Genomic DNA, 17,626 nt, shown 5'->3' on the forward strand with positions numbered 1-17,626 from the left:
ATGGCTGTTTCTGTTTTCGGCCTGTTTTCACAAAAACAGGCCGAAAACAGAAACAGCCAAGGCGATGGGGGCTGTCCCATCGCCTTGGCTGTTGATCACTTGTTCGCTTATTGCACGCCGCCGCCGTCGCCTTGCTTGGCGTCATCATTTCTGATAGACTTTCTGCGTTTGGGCGGGCCCTGCTGCTGCAGTTTCCCAAACCGGTACTCAAAGGTAAGCCTGAAACCGCGGTTGTACTGGGTTACCAATGACTCTGTCCTGAACGGGAGGCCGTTGTTACGGTTGTTGCCTGCCAGTTCATTCTCAAACTTGAGGGCTCTTCTAAACGGATTGTCCATGCCTAGGCTCAAAGCCCCTTTTTTGGCGAAGAGCTCTTTTCTGATGGCCAGGTTGTGGTAGGAGAACGATGAGGCCTTGCCCTGCAGCTGCACCCGGTCTGAGTTGAACCCGCCAGAGAACTGGGCGCTTACCCCTTTCCCGAAGGTGTAGCCAGAGCTTACATTGATGTTGTACATCCAGCCGGCGTTAGAGGCAAACGGGGCGTTCAGGTCAACATAGTAAAAGTTCAGGTTGGCGTTCACGTTCCAGGCCGGAATGGGCTTGGTGGAGCCAGACAAGCTCATGCCGTAGGTTTTGTTCTTGGCAATATTGTCAAACGTCACAAAGGTGGTGTCCCGGAGCACTTCTGAGATGGTCTCAATGGCGTTGTCTGTGATGCGCATGTAGGCCGAGGCATTCAGCGAAGTGGTTTTAAAGAACGTGCTGTAATTTAACTCATAAGAGTCTGTCAACTCAGCATCCAGCCTTGGGTTACCAAACACCACCACGTTGGGGCCCTGCTGCTGGCGGTACGGGTTCAGGTAGAACAACTGGGGCCGTTGAATGCGTTGGGTGAAAGACGTACGCAGTTTCATGTTCGGCTTCAGGTCATAGGCCAGCGTCACGTTAGGGATGAAGTTGTCATAGTGGGTGGTGAAATCCTGCTCTGGGTTCACAAAATCTCCCGCCACATCTGTGTATTCATACCGCCCGCCAAACTTGAGGGCCGTTCTTTTGTTCAGGTTGAAACCGTAGGAGAGATAAGAGGCCATTACATTCTGGTCATAGCTGAAATCGCCGTTTAGGTCTAAGCCGTTGTACAGAGAGCTGCTGGAGACATCCCGCATAATTCCTTTGGCCCCTACTTCCAGCAGGGTGTTTTTAGGCATGGGATGGGCATAGTCTGCCTGAAAGGTTAATTCCTTGTTCAAGCCTTCGTTTTCATTGATGGTGGTTGACCGCAGCGGGCCTTCTATCTCATATCTGGACTGGTTCACATTGTTGTCCTGGTCTGTCTGGCTGTAAAGGGCCAGTAAGGTCAGTTCCTGCTGCGGTTTCTTGAACTGGTGGGTGAAGTCCAGGTTCAGGTCCATGCTCAGGCGCTGGTTATTGTTTTTCATGGACAGGTTGTACTGATCTGTTTGCCGGGGCGCAAGAAAAGTAGTGCGGGCCTCGTTCTGGTCTGCCTGGGTAGACGTGGCCAGCTGGTGGGAGCGCATCTTGAACGTGCCCGTGTTCACCCGTATGCCGGCCGCTAAGCTGTTTTTCTCGTTCAGGTCATACTCCAAACCTAACTGGCCAAAGCCAAACATGCCGTCCACCGTACTGGTGCCTTGCTGCAAGGTGTTGTTCAAAGCCCTCCTCTCTTTCTCCACCACCGTGGTATTGGGGTTGTCTCCTTCCTCAGCTGGGGTGAGGGGGTTGTCTTTGATGTCGGCCTGGCTGATCTGCTGAATGTTCATGGCGCCTTTGCTGTAGAACATGTTGGTGCCCGCGTTCACGTTGATGCCCAGTTTGCCCTGCTTTATGCCCACATTGGCGTTGCCGTTGCTGGAGCGGGTGCCTCCCGTTAAGGTAACTGACCCGGTTACTCCTTGCAGGCTGTTCTTCTTGGTGATGATGTTCACAATACCGGCGGTGCCTTCGGCGTCATATTTGGCGCTGGGGCTGGTGATGATTTCTACGTTTTTGATCACATCTGCCGGAATCTGCTTCAGGGCGTCTGCCACGCTGCCGGCCATCACGGTAGAGGGTTTGCCATTGATCAGCACCCGCACGTTAGAGCTCCCGCGCATCTGGATGTTGCCGTCCTGGTCCAGGGAGATAGACGGTACTTTCTGCATCACGTCTGCGGCGGTACCGCCGGTGTTGGTGATGTCTTTCTCAGCGTTGTACACCAGGCGGTCTACTTTGTCTTCAATGAGCGGTTTTTCGCCTACTACGGTGACCTCCTGCAGCTTGGTGTGCGAAGAGCTCAGCCGCACGCTTCCCAGACCGGCTTCCTGGTCTGCCGCTGAGATGGTCACTTTTTTCAGTTCTTTGGTGTCATAGCCAATAAAGCTGATAGAGAGGGTGTAGGTGCCGTTGGCTACTTTGGTCAACACGAAACGGCCTTTTTCATCTGTAACGGTGCCGTCTACGGTTTTGCCGGTGGCGGCGTTGATCAGGGCAATAGTGGCAAACTCAACGGGCTTGGAGGTGGTGGAGTCTACTACGGTTCCGGTGATTCTGCCGGCCCCCTGAGGGGCCTGAGCAGCGGCAGGCGTGGCACCGGCGGGGGCTGCCTGCGGACGAGGGGTAGGGGCCTGGGCCCAAATGGGAGCGGTGGTGGCGCAGCTTAACAGAGTTAAGAGCAGAAGTTTTTTCATGAGTGTTTGTACAGGGTAAAATGCTTTTCAGCTGACAAGAATAAAGTGCGAAGAGGGGAGCCAAGGCCGGCATCAGGCTCCCACAGAAGTCCTCCTTATTGTTTCAGTTGAAGCATTAGTATGGGGCAGGAACAGAATATTACAGCAGGCCGGGAAAAAAGTATTCTTTTAACAAAACATTAACTTTTAAGCAGAGCAGGCGCCCTTCTGCACAGAAAATGACCCTTTTTTTTGCTGCCCGCTGTTCCACTTGCAGATAGGAGGCGGTGCCCTTTGCTGTAGGAAAGAGACTTTTCTGTTTCCGGCCTGTTTTTCAGAAAACAGGCCGGAAACGCCTGGGGGCAGGAGAGGGGGAAACAGCGAAAGGACTGCGTAGGGGTGGTTGGGAGATTGTTTTCGGCTTTGCCGAATTCAGGTCCAGCGCCTGTGCTTCCCCAACTCCTGGCGGAGACGGAAGTTACCTGAACGTATGATCAGTTTAACTTTACTTATTTGAGCCTCGGCTTAAAGCCCTATACGGGGCAGCGTGATGAGCTGTTTGCTAAACGCTTGCGCTGCTGAATTACCAGCGCTGTTTTGGGGCTGTTTTTCTGAAAACAGGCCAAAAACAGGAGTGTGCGTTTGGGTAGAACCGGTCACCGCAAGATAACCCCCACCTTAAAGCCCAAGAAGAAGTAGAAGCCGCTGTACCCGTAATCTATGAGGTTGCGGTCAAAGCGCAGGTAGTGAAAAGTAGAGGTTGTGCTGCTGTGGTTGTAACCAATGCCTATAGAACCGTCTGTCAGAATTCTAGCAGAGAAATAGCGCTGCTGGGTGCCAAAAAGCACAATGGCCCCCAGCCGGTTTATTGTTTCAGTGAAGTTACTGTAGCGGTACTGGTAGTACCTTAAGCCGTCTGCCTCCAGGTCCTGTACCCAGCCTTCCTTCTCAAAACCAATCTTGAAGTGGTGGTAAGAAACGCCATAGGCAAGGTAGTGGTGTGCCGCAGAATGCCTGAACAGGTGGGGGAGGTAGAACCGGTGCTGGAGCTCTGCCCCCAGTCCCTTCACGCGTGAAAAGTCTTGGGGCTCTTCCTGCCTTTTTGTAAACTGGTCAGCAAAGCGGGTACTGCCGGCATAAAGCCTGGCCGACAAGAGTATGCCTTGGTTCCTGAGCCGTTTGGGTTTGCTTTCCACCTCAAGATGATACCCCCGCAGCAACAGATGCTGCGGGCTGAGCATGATGGCCAGTTCACCTGAAGGCAGTGAGTCAGACTGGGCGAAAGCAGGTGGCACGGTGCATATACAACCAAAGAGAAGGAGGGCGTTCCAACAGATGAATTTCATGAGGGGTGCTCCAATGGCTTAAAGAGACGGTTGCACACTTATTTTGCTTAACTGCTCTAGCGTACCTTGGGTGTAGGCATATTGGTAGAGGCCGTCCTGTCCCACCACCAGCAGGTGCCCGTTGTGGGGGATTACGTCATAGGCTGAGATGTTGAGGTGCTGCTTGAGCTGGAGATGGTTTACATCTGAGGCGTCATACATTTTGAGCCCGCTGTCACAGACAAACAAGTAGTTGCCGTCAATGCCTACCCCTTTAGGGCTTTGCATAGGGTATCTTTTTACAAGGGAAGGGGCTCTCAGGTTCTGCAGGTCTATCACATGCAGTTCATTGACGCCTCGGCACAGGTTTGCTGCATTCAGGGTGAGGTAGGCGTACCTGCCGTCTGTTACTACCGGGTCACAACTGGTTACGTGTTCATAGGTAGAGAGCAGGAGGGGGCTGGCCTGTTGCCTGATGTCAAAGATGTACATGCCAGTCTGGGAGCCAATAAAAAGGTTGTCCCCAAAGGGGAAGATGGTCTCAATGCCCAGGCCCAGCTGTACCTCCTTCTCTTTGTGGGGGCTGCTGGGAACGGTAATATTGTACACATGGAGTTTGGCCTGGTCTACGGTGTACAGGGCATCACCTGAAACAGCGAAACGGGCCATAGAACCGCCCTGGCCCGCCGCCGGGGACGGACTAAGGGTACTGCTGTCCTGGCTGCAGGAAAACAGGACAGTGGCTGCTATGGCAAAAAAGAGAAAGAAGAAGCTGTTCGTTTTCATAGCGCTTACTGTTTTTTAAGTTCCCATCTCACAATGACCGCATCTTTGGGAGGCCCGTTTTTCAACAATTCTGAGGTGAAACGGTCTGGAGGGGGCAACTCAGGGAAAACATTGGCTATGCGCTTCACCAGCCGTATGTTGTCCAGATCACTTATGTCAACCGCCACCAGGTCTACGGCATTGTCAAGGTACAGAATGTCTTGTTTTACAGCCATGTCTATATTGCCCGGTACCTGAAGGAAGGCCATGTTCTGGGGGGCGGTTGGGTCCTGGTTGTTGATCACGTGTACCCCTTTGTACTGCTCATTAATGAGAAGGAGATATTTATAGCGGTAAATTTTGCCGGGCCGGGAAATAGGTTGCGGCTCTTTTTTTGCCACCGACTTCTCAAGTTGCGCCCTGCTCATCAATACAGGGCTGTAGCTGGAGTAGATTTCTTCTGGTTCCATCTGTATACAGGAGGAAAGGGACAGAAAGAGGATACTAAGAGTCAGGGCATAATAAAGTAGACGCATAGTTTAACCAGTTAGGGGAATGAAATGAGGAATAAGGTAACAGCCCCCGGGAATAGTATACCCTTCCGTCTCCCTCTCAAAGGGGCACGGATGGTGTGCCTACCACAGCTGCCTTTGCGGGATAATTCTACTTTCCGGGGTGCATGTTAAGGTAGGAAAAAGATTGGATTCGAAGATTAATTTACTGTAAATAAAACAGTTGGAGGTAAATTCTGTTTTAGGGCTGTTTTTCAGAAAACAGCCCTAAAACAGAAAGCCCCCGCCGTTCTTGATAAACAGCGGGGGCTTTTTCTTGTATGAAAGCTTACCTATTCAAAATCTGCCATCACGCGCAAGACGGTCCCATCCAGCTCTGGGGTGACTTTGATCTGGCAGGAGAGGCGGCTGGTGTGGGTGGGGTTGGGCAGGTTCTCCAGCGTGTACAGCTCATCATCAGACGGTTCTGGTAGCTCCACGGGAGCCTCCAGCACTTGCACGTGGCAGGTGGCGCAGAGGGCCATTCCGCCGCAGGTGGCCTGCACGTTGAACTCGCTGGCCTTTAACACTTCCATTAGGCTCAGGCCCATGTCTGTGGGGGCGGGTACGGCAATACGTTCGCCTGCCGGGGTTTCTACGTAAACGGTGATGTCTTCTTGCATGGCATTACATGGTGGGCACACCGTTCACGGTTGTGTATTTCAAAACGAATTTCTTGTCTGGGTTGATGACAGAGTAGGCACTCTGCGCCATCAACGCTGCCTCATGGTACCCGCACAGAATCAGTTTCAGCTTGCCAGGGTAGGTGTTGATATCGCCAATGGCGTACACGCCCGGTATGTTGGTGCTGTAGTCAACGGTGTTCACCACAATGGCAGATTTCTCCAGCTCTAGTCCCCAGTTCTCCAGCGGCCCCAGCTTAGGAACCAGCCCGAAGAGCGGGATAAAGTAATCGGTCTCAATCTGGTACGCCTCAGCGCCGTCTGGTACAACGGTCACGGCACTCAACTGGCCCTCACCGTGTACCTCAGTTACGTTAGATTTCAGGAGCAGGCGCATGTGGCCTTCCTCGGCCAGGCTGCTCACCTTGGCCGCTGATTCTGGCGCTCCTCTGAAGGTGGTGCCGCGGTGTACCAGCGTGAGTTCTTTGGCTACATCGGCTAAGAAAATGGCCCAGTCCAGGGCTGAGTCTCCGCCACCGGCCAGCACCACGCGCTTGTCACGGTAATGCTCGGGGTCCAGGATCATGTAGTTCACGCCTTTGCCGCCTTCATAGCTGGTGAGGTTTTCAATGGCAGGCTTGCGCGGCTCAAAACAGCCCAGGCCACCGGCAATCACCACCACTTTACAGAAGATCTCGGTTTTCTCAGAGGTCACCAGTCTGAAAGAGCCGTCTTCCAGTTTCTCCAGATCCTCTACAGACTCACCCAAGGTGAAGGTAGGGTGGAAGGGGGCAATCTGCTCCATCTGGTTCTTGATCAGGTCACCGGCCAGAATAGACGGGAAACCCGGAATGTCATAGATAGGTTTTTTGGGGTAAATCTCAGAAAGCTGACCGCCCACCTGCGGCAGGGCGTCTACCACGTGGCATTTCATTTTAAGGAGGCCCGCTTCAAATACGGCAAAAAGTCCCACCGGCCCCGCCCCGATGATACAGATATCAGTAGTTACAGTTGACATATAAGGTATATGGTTTCATGGGCAGACAAGTTTTGGGCTTTCTGCCGTTCTGGTACAGTGGCATAACGTTCAGCTCTACCACATTTGCATTTGCGCCTGCAAAGTAACATCATTTTAAGGTAAAGTGTTTCGGATAGTCATTAGTTAAATAGGTGATTCTTGTCACTCCTAGATTAAATTGTAATTTTAACCCGAATAACCGTTTCTCAAATGCTGAACTTCATCACCTGGGATGTTTCCCCTGATATTTTCTCCCTCGGCCCCGTGACCGTACGCTGGTACGGCCTGCTCTTCGCCCTGGCGTTTGTCCTGACCCAACCCATAGAAAAATACATCTACCGCAAAGACGGCCGCAAAGATGAGGACGTGGACATCCTGACCATGTACATGATCATTGGCACCGTGATTGGCGCGCGCCTGGGGCACTGCTTGTTTTATGACCCGGTGTATTACCTCTCTAACCCGCTCAAGATTTTCATGATCTGGGAAGGCGGCCTGGCCAGCCACGGCGGCACCATAGGCATTCTGCTGGCGCTGTACCTGTTCTGCCGAAAGCATCACTTTGACTATCTCTGGGTCTTAGACCGAATTGTGATTGTGGTGGCCGTGGGTGGCGCCTGCATCAGGCTGGGGAACCTGATGAACTCAGAAATCATAGGCAAACCCACTGATCTGCCTTGGGCGTTCAAGTTTGTGCGCAACGCCGAAATCTTCAACGGAGTGCCTGCCTACCTGGACCCGCGCCACCCCAGCCAGCTCTATGAAAGCCTTTTCTGCGTTGTGCTGTTCATTCTGCTGTACACCCTCTGGAAAAGAGGCGCGGGTATGGTGAAAGGCCTGCTCTTCGGGCTGTTTGTGACGCTGCTGTTCACCTTTAGGTTTTTGGTGGAGTTCACCAAGGAGAACCAGGAGAAGTTTGAAGACGCATTGCCGCTGAACATGGGCCAATGGCTCAGCATTCCGCTGGTGCTGATCGGTATTGCTGTCTTGTTCTACGCCTATAAAAACCGCCGCCAGCCCTCCTTACCGCTGGTGACTGGGTATAAATAGTGTTTTCGGGCTGTTTTCTGAAAAACAGCCCGAAAACAGAAATAAAAAGCCCTCACAGTTTTAGAAGCTGTGAGGGCTTTTTATTTCAAAGTAAGCGTAACTGGCACAGACACTCGCAGGTCTGGAAGACACTGCGAGGTCTTTTGGGCAGGCGTAGAAGCGGTGGTAGAAACATTTTACGACCGCAGCCCCTCCAACTTTGAAAGCGAGCCAATGGCGCAATCGAAGTAAAATGCGCTAGCCGTTCTCTCTAAACGCGCAGCGAAGGAAGGCATTGCAACGGTTGAAGCAGTAGTCAATTTAGCTGCCGCATCGGCTGGGGGAGGAGGGTCGTGAGGCCGCCCCCAGCCGATGCGGCACGGAAAGGCATGTGAGTTGGCAATGACCTAAGTCAACGATGGAACAGAAAGCGCTGGCGTGGTGGTCCCTACTGAAGAGAAGCTGTTTGAGCGTCAGCGAGTTCTTCTCTTCTTGATTCTTTTGGTTAGGTTGAGCAGCAAGGATCAACGTAACAAACCTTAGCAGAAAGAGACAGTAATTAGAGGTTTGGTAAAGACGGAATTGGGAGCAAAAACTGAGACTAAGAGCAGAAAGAGAACTTTTGGCAACCGCATTACCCCACCCCTACCCCTCTAAGAAGGGGGAATTATCTGATATGCGTAAGAGACAAGGCGGTGCCTGGTCTCTACATCTAATGCAAAACACCCTTTTTCAAAGAGAAACTACCTGTCAACGTTGACTAGAACCTCTTTCTGTTTTAGGGCTGTTTTCGCCAAAACAGCTCCAAAACAGCTTCCTGTCTTCGGCGCGGCCGAAACCCTACATAGTATACTGGAACAAATCCCCTTCCTCATTACTCAGCACCAGGGTTTTGCTGTTCTTAAACAAAACCGCCTCCACTTTCCCTGCCTTGGGGAGCTCAATCACTTGGGGGTTCTGCGCGAAGAACTGGGTAGAACCTTTGGCTACCGGGTACAGATACAGCTTGCCATAGGTGAGCACCGCGAGGTGCCTGCCGTCTGGGCTTACATCTGCTGACGTAACCAGGCCGGGCAGATCTTCTTTGCTCAGCAGGCGGGCAGTGTGGCTGCCGGGGGTGTCTGGCAGTTCATACAGCTTAGCCGTGCGGGAGGCGCCCCGGTCTTTCGAGATCAGGTACAGCTTGCGGTTGTGCCAGAAGAAGGCCTCACAGTCAAAATTGCGGTCTTTCTTCTCAATCTTCCCCTTGGGCAGATCAGCGTACGTGAACTTGATTTCCTGCGCCTCGAACCCCGCCTTTGGCGAAACCTTGTAGATGCGCAGGTCATGGCGTTTGTTGCTGTTGTTGCCCACGTCGCCAATGTAGAGGTAGCCGTTGGTGTCTTGGGTAAGGTCTTCCCAGTCATTGTTGATGGTGCCGTCTACCTGGATCTGCTGCAGGAGCTGGCCCTGCTCATTCACTTTGTAGAGAATGGGTGAGTTGCCGGCGTCACCGTGCGTCCAGTAGGTGTTGGGCTGGTCTGCGAGCTCCAGGCCAGAGCTTTCCTTTATTTCCCCAGGGAACCTGGCAAGGTGTTTTAAGCTGGCGGCTGGCGGCAAGGCGGGGGAGTAGCTACTTAAAGGAAGGGACGTGGCAAGCACCAGAAGGGTTAACAAAAGGAAAAGAAGAGGTCGTTTCATTTTGCTCGGCTGTAGGTTTAAGTTAAAAATAAACGGGCTGTTATTTAGCACGCAAAGTATTTTTAACGAGGGGCCGGGCCGGGAGGTTAAAAGAAATGTTGCCTTTCTTTGTCAGGAGAGCTTTTTGGCCCGCAGGCCGAAAACATCTTTCAAGGCTTGGTCAGCCGCATGGTAACCGCACATGCCGTGTACGCCGCCGCCCGGAGGGGTGGACGAGGAGCAGAGGTACAGGCCCCTGGCCGACGTGCGGTACGGGGAAGGCCGAACCGCGGGTCTGGTGAACAGCTGGCTCAGGCTGATCACGCCGCCGTTGATGTCGCCGCCAATGTAGTTGGGGTTGTAGGCTTCCATCTGGCCGGTGTTCATGGTGTGGCGGGCCAGAATCAGATCCCGGAAGCCGGGGGCGAAGCGCTCCACCTGCCGCTCAATGGCCTGGGTCATGTCCTGGGTGGAGCCGTTGGGCACGTGGCAGTACGCCCACGCGGTGTGTTTTCCTTCAGGGGCGCGGGTAGGGTCAAAGAGGCTCTGCTGCGCCAACAGCACAAACGGTTTTTCAGGGTGTTGCCCGTGCCAGGTGGCCTGCTCTGAGGCGGCTATTTCCTCTAAGGTGTTGCCCAAATGTACCGTGCCCGCGTTTCTACATTCGGCAGCGGTAAACGGAATAGGCCCTGACAGCGCCCAGTCTACCTTAAATACCCCCATGCCGTAACGGTAGCGTTTGAGCTGCCATTGGTACAGGCTGGATAACGAATCGCCGGCAATCTCCAGCAGCTGCCTGGGCGTCACATCAAACAGAACGGCGTGCGAAGACGGCAGTTGCGCCAGTGATTTCACGTGAAAACCAGTCTCAATCTTTCCGCCCAGCGAGGTGAAATAAGACGCCAGCGCATTGGCAATACTTTGCGAGCCACCTTTAGGCAAGGGCCAGCCGTGCAAATGGGCCTGCGCCATCAACACCAGCCCAATGGCCGAGGTGGCCATGTGCGAAAGCGGTATGATAGAGTGGGCCGCCATGCCCGCCCAAAGGCCCCGCGCGTCAAGGGTCTTGAAATAATGGTTGGCCAGGGTAGTGGCCGGGGCCATGGCCTTCAGCCCAAACTGCGCCATGGCAATAGGGTGCCTGGGGAACCGTAAGGGGCCTAACACCGCCGGTGCCAGCTGAGGCCAGTCTTTTACCAGCGCCTCTGTTACCCTGTGGTAGGCTTTTGCATCAGTGCCCAGCCGCTGGGCGGTTTCTGCTAGGGAGGGGAGAAGCGCGGCCGCGGTGCCGTTGTCAAAGGGGTGCGCCGCCGCCACGGATGGGTAAATGTATTCCAGACCATGCTGGTGCAGCGGCAGGTTTTTAAAGTAAGGCGACTGGGCCGCCAGCGGATGAATGGCCGAGCAGACATCATGGTGAAAACCGGGCAGGGTGAGTTCTTTGGTGCGCAGTCCGCCGCCAATGGTGTCTTTGGCCTCTACAAGGAGCACGTTGAGCCCCGCTTCCTGCAGGGTTATGGCCGCCGCCAACCCGTTGGGGCCTGAGCCTACCACTACCGCGTCAAAGTCCCGTTTTTCCATGAATGATCGCCTTGAATTCAAACCACAAGGTACTACGAAACTTTTTCGGCGCAAGCTTAAAAAAGTAGACTGGTTGTTAACTAAGTAGAGGGACAAGATATACTTATACTTTTTGTCATCCTGAAAGGATCTTGTGGGCGAGCTAGAAATGCTATTGCTCTTCCGCTATTGCCGCTGGCAATCAAGATCCTTTCAGGATGGCAAAATTGATTGCTATTGTTTTCTGGATTTGCACATCAAATGAAAAAGCCCCACCCGTTCAGAAGTGAGGCTTATGTTAGGTGCTTTCCCTTAGTTGACTTGTAAGCCCGTGTTCGGGACAAAATCAAGGGAGACTGAATTCATGCAGTAGCGCTTGCCGGTGGGCTCGGGGCCGTCATCAAACAGGTGGCCCAGGTGGGCGTCACAGCGGCCGCAGAGTACTTCAATCCTGTCCATGCCGTAAGAGTGGTCTTCTTTGTAGACCACGGCGTTCTTGCGGTAGGTTTCAAAGAAACTGGGCCAGCCGCAGTCGCTGGCAAACTTGGCGTCTGAGGCAAACAGCTTGTTTCCGCAGGCGGCGCAGTAGTAGGTGCCAATACCCGTGTAGTTCCAGAGTTTACCCGTGAAGGCGCGCTCAGTGCCTTTTCTGCGGGCCACCTCATACAGGGCAGGCGACAAGACTTTCTTCCACTCGGCATCTGAGACATGCAGCTTGGTGGTGTCTGTGCGGGAATAGTAGGGGTTCTTGTTCTGCTGGGGTTGGGCGGCGGCGGCGTTGCCTGATTGGCTGGTCAGGGCTACCGGAGCCGCAGAGGCCGTGGCTTTCTGTTCAGTGGTGTTTTTCTGGCAACCCCAAAACGGCAGCAGCAGGAATATGAAAAGGTAGAATCTCATAAGATCAGTTTCTGAAGGGTGGTCTGCCATGACAACATGTACGGCAGGCCAAATGGTTTCGGATTTTAAAGTCTAACGCCGCAGTACCACAAATCTTGTTTTGCGCCTGTTTTCTGAAAAACAGCCCGTAAACGCAACCCTGTTTACCATTGCACCACTTTCCTGATTAACCACATGAACACGCCTAGGCACAGGCAGGGCAAACCCACGTAGATCAACTCACTCTCAATTACATCTACGCCTTTCTGGGTGAAGAACCGGCCCACGCCAATGGGTGACACCTGAATAGGCCGCCATGGTAGAAAATAACGACCATTGTCAAACGGGGAGAAAACAGCCACGCCCAACCCGCCGCTGGTCATGGCGTCTAAGAGCGAGTGCGAAGCCGTACAGAGAAAGAAGTACAGCACCAGCAGCAGCCCGCGGGAGCTTATGAGGCGGGTGCTTCGGTAGAAGAGCCGCGTGACCAGAAGGCCCAGCAGCAGCGCAAACGCCAATGAATGGGAGAAACCCCTGTGCCCCAGCACGTGCTCATACGGCACGCCCAGCTTGAACATAATCACATCGGCGTCAGGAAAAACGGCACAGAAAGCGCCTAGCAGGCTGAACTTCCAGAGCTGTTCTTTCCTGGGGTACGCCTTGCCAACGGTATACGCCAGCAACGCATGGGCAAACGCAGACGCCATAAACATGAGGAGTTAGTGTGAAAGCGAAGCTACGGGTTTTCTGGAACTCTGGAAACAAGAGGACTTCTGGAGGGGGCAATTCTCTTAACAGCAAGAGCCGAAGCAATTGTCATCCTGAAAGGAACTAGTGGGCAAACCAGAAAAGCAGTGAATACCCGCTATTGCCGTTCGTACAAAGGTTCGTTCAGAAGGACACAATTATTAAGTGAAGTAACCCCAAAAAAATGCCTTGCGTCTGGTGATTTTGCAAACGCGTACGTATTCCGTCCCCCTTTGAAGGGAGTAGGGGGATGATTACTTCTGCTGATTTACTCGTGCAGATGTACACATTCCTGAGAATCAATTTTCATTTCATTTGGTTGAGGCTGATGGTTCTTCGGCAGCCCTTGTCATCCCCCTACCCCCTTCAAAGGGGGACGCTCGGGAATACATAAGAATTCTTCAGTAGGTAGGTTTCTGTTTTCGGCCTGTTTTCTGAAAAACAGGCCGAAAACAGAAACCTATAGTTCTATAAACAGCAGGTTTACACCCCAATATCCTCGTTCCAGAGCTGCGGTTTCTCCTGAATGAACTGCTGCATGAGGTTATAGCAGTCTTGGTTGTCTACCACCGTCACCTCCACACCGCGCGCTTTGAGCAGTTCCTCTTCGCCCATGAAGGTCTTGTTTTCGCCAATGACCACCTTCGGAATGCCATAAAGCAGAATGGTGCCCGAGCACATGGGACAGGGCGAAAGGGTGGTATACAGCACGCTTTCCTGGTACACCTTGGCAGGCTGCCGACCGGCGTTCTCCAGCGCGTCCATCTCCCCGTGCAGGATAGGGCTGCCGTTCTGCACCCGTTTGTTGTGGCCCCGACCAATGATCTGCCCGTTGTGCACCAGCACCGAGCCAATGGGAATTCCGCCTTCGGCGTAGCCTTTCTGCGCTTCTTCCAGCGCCGCCTGTAAAAATTGATCCATGCTTATGGTTGTTGAACGTTGTTCCAGAAACGCAAAAGTACGGGGGAAAGCACCAAACTGGTGAGCCCCGCAGAAATGCCTACGATGGAAAGGTTATAAAGGCTGTCTATTTCCACGCCCGTGCCTACCTGCGACCGCACCGCCATGACCGCCAGCGCCACCGCGGCCACCGTGCCCCAGAACCGGGTACTCTTGGGGGGCGGTGTTTTTTCTATTCCCTTCGGAAGCAAAAGAATAAACCAGACCATGGCCAGCCCACCCGCCATTGACGTGATTTTCTGCAGCAGCGCGTAACATTTCATGCTGAAGAGGCCGGAGAGCACCTCCTGCTTCAACCCCGGGAACAGCCGCACGCCCCAGCCGCCGTCATGCGTAAAACTGTCCCAGGCCAGGTGCGAAGCCGCCCCCACCAGCACAGAAAGTGCCACGACAAGATGATTTCTTTTAAAATAGCCTACCCAGTCAAACCCCACATATCTGCTAAACCTAAGCCGCAAAAACCGGGGCAGGTGCTGAAGAAGCGCATCGCGCACCAGCCCGTGGAAGACAAACGCCAGCAGCAGCCCCAGCGGCAGGTTGAAGTAGAAAAGACTTTTCCAGGTGTGGCTGTACGGGTCATGCTCGCTCATGCGCAGGAACTTCTCAAAGTCAGGCACCATGCTCCCCACAACCAGTCCCGTCATAGACCGCCACTTCTTGGGGAGCTTGAGGAACGGAAAAATAGCCGCCGGATGGGAAAACGTGAAAGGCATGCGGAACGATAAGCTTGAATCTCCTAAACGGAGAATTTTCTGGATTTGATATGCCGCCTTGCCGTTTGCTCCCAAGACCTCGTAGCGTCCGGAGGACCTGCGAGCGTCTGTGCCACTCCTGTTTTCGGCCTGTTTCGGCCAAAACAGGCTGAAAACGGAAACTGCGGCGTTCCTTCTCCCTCAGGGAGAAGGGGAATATCTGTCAAGTGGTCATACAGCAAGAAAAGAGGGAATTCACGGAAGGAACTTCCGCGCCATAGCCGTCTTGATGACAGAATTGGGAAGCCATTGTTTCATCGCCACTGCTGCCCCTCACCCTAGCCCTCTCCCAGGGGGAGAGGGAATACCGCTTTTTCCGTTTCTGGCCTCTTTTTCTCAAAACAGCCTCAAAACGCAGTTTCAGAAACTCCCCTCTCCGTGGGAGAGGGGCCGGGGGTGAGGTCCTTACTCTACCGGGTCATACCCGTGCCCGCCCCACGGGTGGCAGCGGCCAATGCGTTTGAGCGCCAGCCAGCCGCCTTTGAACGGCCCGTGTTTCACAATGGCCTGGTGGGCGTACGCGGAGCAGGTGGGCGTGAAGCGGCAGCTGCCGGGGGTGAGCGGCGAAATTAGGTAGCGGTACACCCACACCAACCCCAGAAACAGATGCTTGAACAGCCACTTGAATAGACCAATCATAGGGCGAGTTTCGTTAAAAAAAGCCATAAATCCTTACCTTTGGCTTTTCTAACTAACACACGTTATGCTAAAGAAAGTTTATAGTCTACTACTTCTGGGTTGCCTGGGCCTCTCTACCGTGGCCCGCGCCGACGAGGGCATGTGGTTGCCGCTGCTGGTCAAGCGCCTCAACCACGTGGATATGCAGAAACAAGGCCTGCAGCTTACCGCTGAGGAAATCTACAACGTGAACAACGCCAGCCTGAAAGACGCCATTGTGCAGTTCGGCGGGTTCTGTACCGGCGAGTTTGTGTCAAAAGAAGGTTTGCTGTTGACCAACCACCATTGTGGGTATGATGCCATCGCGTCTAACTCTACGCCCGAAGATGATATCCTGAAGAACGGCTGGTGGGCCATGACCCGCCAGCAGGAGAAAAAGAACGAAGGTCTGTTCGTAGACATTCTGGTGCGCATGGAAGACGTGTCTGGCCAGGTGCTGCAGGGTATTACCAACCAAACCTCTGAGCAGGAGCGGGGCAAACTGGTAGCCGAGCGCACCAAAGCCATTGCTGATGCCGCCAAGAACAACGGCCAGTACGTGAGCTACGTGCGTGATTTCTACAACGGCAACGAGTTCTACCTGTTCGTATATGAGCGCTTCTCAGATGTGCGCCTGGTGGGAACTCCGCCAGAGAGCATCGGCAAATTTGGCGGCGACACCGACAACTGGATGTGGCCCCGCCATACTGGCGACTTCTCGGTATTCAGGGTGTACATGGCGCCAGACGGAAAGCCGGCCACCTATTCAGAGAAAAACGTGCCGTACCGTCCTAAGCACCACCTGCCGGTGTCTATGAGCCCCGTGAAGGAAGGCGATTTTGCCATGGTGTTCGGGTTCCCCGGCCGCACCACCCGTTTCATGACGGGTGCCGGATTGGGCATGGCCGTAGACCAGTCAAACCCCGTGCGCATCAAACTGCGCGAGCGCCGTTTGGCGCTGATGAAAGAGGCCATGGACAAATCGGCGGCTGACCGCCTGAAACTGGCCTCTAACTATGCCAGCATCAGTAACTACTACAAGTACTTCATCGGGCAGAACGAGGGCATCAAGCGCATGAAAACCCTGGACAAGAAAGCGTCTGAGGAGAAAGCCTTTCAGGACTGGGCAAACGCCGATGCTACCCGCAAAGCCACCTACGGCAACGTACTGGCCGATATCAACGCCGCCTACGCCGGTCAGCGCAATTACAACCTGTCGGTGATTTACCGTACTGAGGCCGCCATGGCGCCGCAGCTGATGGCGCACGCCTACCAGTACACCCCGCTGTACAATTTCCTGAAGGAAGGAAAAACCGACAAGGCCAAGCAGGAGCAACTGGTGAACGGCTACAAAGAGATGAATAAGGAGTTCTACGCCAGCTTTGTGCCGTCTTCTGACCAGAAGATTTTCGCCGAGCTGATGCAAATGTACTTCAATGACGTGCCCAAAGCCCAGCACGGCGACATTTTCAAAGACCTGACCGGCACCTACAAAGGCGACTTCAAGAAATGGGCCGCTGACGTGTACAGCAAATCTATTCTTGCTTCTGAGGCCAAAGCCAACGCGTTCCTGGCCAACCCTTCGGCGAAAGCCTTAGAGAATGACCCGGCGTTGAAAGTGATGCTGGCCGTACAGAAAAACTACCAGCAGAACATTCTGCCTAAGATGAACGAGTACAACGCCACTTTGGCCCGCGCCAACCGCCTGTTTGTGGCCGGTCTGCGCGAAATGCAGCCAAACCGCGTGTTCTACCCAGACGCCAACAGCACGTTGCGCCTGAGCTACGGCACCGTGAAAGACTATGAGCCCCGTGACGGCGTGCAGTACAAGTACTACACCACCATGCAGGGCATCATGGAGAAAGAAGACCCAAGCAACCCAGAGTTCATTGTGCCGGCCAAACTGAAGCAGCTGTACCAGCAGAAAGACTTCGGGCGGTACGGGCAGGACGGCGATTTGCGCGTGGGCTTCATCACCAACAATGACATCACCGGCGGTAACTCGGGCTCTCCCGTGATAAACGGCCGCGGCGAGTTGATAGGCCTGGCCTTTGACGGCAACTGGGAGGCCATGACCGGTGACCTGGTGTTTGACCCTGAGTACAAGCGCTGCATCAACGTTGACATCAAGTACGTGCTGTTTGTGATGGACAAACTGGGCGGCGCCGGACACCTGGTGAACGAAATGACCCTGGTAGACAAAGGCAACCCCAACACCACCTTCAACCCGTCTCTCAATGACGTGAAGATGGACGGCAAGATGGAGATTGAAACCGCCGATTCTGAAATCAAAATCAAGAAGAAAGGCAACGAGACCAAAATCAAGAAAGAGACCAAGAAAATGAAGTAAGCCGTTTTAGGCCTCTTTTCAGAAAAACAGCCCAGAAACGCCCGGAGCCCACTGCGCCGGGCGTTTTTTATTGTCTTAACTTGGATTT

15 protein-coding genes are annotated in these 17,626 nt (G+C 53.7%); 2 read left to right on the top strand and 13 right to left on the bottom strand.

The features are described 5' to 3' along the window. Positions 1–107: 107 nt before the first annotated feature. From FHS90_RS07925 to FHS90_RS07950, 6 genes are all read right to left on the bottom strand, one after another. On the bottom strand, positions 108–2,687 hold the full coding sequence (locus FHS90_RS07925; RefSeq protein ID WP_182512622.1) for a TonB-dependent receptor: 2,580 nt from the start codon (positions 2,685–2,687) through the stop codon (positions 108–110). Between the two features lie 635 nt (positions 2,688–3,322). Continuing rightward, the gene (locus FHS90_RS07930) at positions 3,323–3,961 is read right to left on the bottom strand and encodes a hypothetical protein (RefSeq protein WP_182512623.1); all 639 of its coding nucleotides are present in this window, start codon (positions 3,959–3,961) and stop codon (positions 3,323–3,325) included. A gap of 69 nt (positions 3,962–4,030) precedes the next feature. After that, positions 4,031–4,777 carry an LVIVD repeat-containing protein gene (locus FHS90_RS07935; protein ID WP_182512624.1) on the bottom strand — a complete coding sequence of 249 codons (747 nt, stop codon included), beginning with the start codon at positions 4,775–4,777 and terminating at the stop codon, positions 4,031–4,033. A gap of 5 nt (positions 4,778–4,782) precedes the next feature. Then, a complete protein-coding gene (locus FHS90_RS07940) occupies positions 4,783–5,226 on the bottom strand; it encodes an LVIVD repeat-containing protein (protein WP_182512625.1) in 444 nt (147 codons plus the stop codon). 374 nt (positions 5,227–5,600) lie between these two features. Continuing rightward, positions 5,601–5,930 (bottom strand): 2Fe-2S iron-sulfur cluster-binding protein, encoded by a 330-nt coding sequence (locus FHS90_RS07945; protein ID WP_182512626.1) that lies wholly within the window; start codon positions 5,928–5,930, stop codon positions 5,601–5,603. A gap of 4 nt (positions 5,931–5,934) precedes the next feature. After that, complete coding sequence (locus FHS90_RS07950) at positions 5,935–6,948, bottom strand: NAD(P)/FAD-dependent oxidoreductase (protein WP_182512627.1); 1,014 nt, start codon at positions 6,946–6,948, stop codon at positions 5,935–5,937. A 210-nt stretch (positions 6,949–7,158) separates the two neighbouring features. On the opposite strand from FHS90_RS07950, the gene lgt reads away from it, so the two are divergent. Next, positions 7,159–7,998 carry a prolipoprotein diacylglyceryl transferase gene (gene lgt, locus FHS90_RS07955; protein WP_182512628.1) on the top strand — a complete coding sequence of 280 codons (840 nt, stop codon included), beginning with the start codon at positions 7,159–7,161 and terminating at the stop codon, positions 7,996–7,998. Between the two features lie 819 nt (positions 7,999–8,817). Here the strand turns inward: lgt and FHS90_RS07960 are convergent. From FHS90_RS07960 to yidD, 7 genes are all read right to left on the bottom strand, one after another. After that, on the bottom strand, positions 8,818–9,657 hold the full coding sequence (locus FHS90_RS07960) for a CBS domain-containing protein (protein ID WP_182512629.1): 840 nt from the start codon (positions 9,655–9,657) through the stop codon (positions 8,818–8,820). Between the two features lie 111 nt (positions 9,658–9,768). Then, positions 9,769–11,217, bottom strand: coding sequence for a phytoene desaturase family protein (locus FHS90_RS07965; protein WP_182512630.1), 1,449 nt, complete (start codon positions 11,215–11,217; stop codon positions 9,769–9,771). Between the two features lie 291 nt (positions 11,218–11,508). After that, entirely contained in the window at positions 11,509–12,093 is a 585-nt protein-coding gene (msrB, locus tag FHS90_RS07970; protein ID WP_182512631.1) for a peptide-methionine (R)-S-oxide reductase MsrB, read from the bottom strand. Between the two features lie 143 nt (positions 12,094–12,236). Continuing rightward, positions 12,237–12,779, bottom strand: coding sequence for a metal-dependent hydrolase (locus FHS90_RS07975; RefSeq protein ID WP_182512632.1), 543 nt, complete (start codon positions 12,777–12,779; stop codon positions 12,237–12,239). A 523-nt stretch (positions 12,780–13,302) separates the two neighbouring features. Continuing rightward, the gene (locus tag FHS90_RS07980; protein ID WP_182512633.1) at positions 13,303–13,740 is read right to left on the bottom strand and encodes a nucleoside deaminase; all 438 of its coding nucleotides are present in this window, start codon (positions 13,738–13,740) and stop codon (positions 13,303–13,305) included. A gap of 2 nt (positions 13,741–13,742) precedes the next feature. Continuing rightward, positions 13,743–14,492, bottom strand: coding sequence for a DUF4184 family protein (locus FHS90_RS07985; protein ID WP_182512634.1), 750 nt, complete (start codon positions 14,490–14,492; stop codon positions 13,743–13,745). 444 nt (positions 14,493–14,936) lie between these two features. Continuing rightward, positions 14,937–15,170, bottom strand: coding sequence for a membrane protein insertion efficiency factor YidD (gene yidD, locus FHS90_RS07990; protein ID WP_182512635.1), 234 nt, complete (start codon positions 15,168–15,170; stop codon positions 14,937–14,939). Between the two features lie 64 nt (positions 15,171–15,234). Here yidD and FHS90_RS07995 point away from each other — a divergent pair, with 64 nt between their 5' ends. Next, positions 15,235–17,538: a S46 family peptidase gene (locus FHS90_RS07995; protein ID WP_182512636.1), complete on the top strand. Its 2,304-nt coding sequence runs from the start codon at positions 15,235–15,237 to the stop codon at positions 17,536–17,538. The last annotated feature ends 88 nt before the right edge of the window (positions 17,539–17,626 follow it).

The sequence above is a fragment of the Rufibacter ruber genome, assembly GCF_014138425.1.
Lineage (GTDB): Bacteria > Bacteroidota > Bacteroidia > Cytophagales > Hymenobacteraceae > Nibribacter > Nibribacter ruber_C.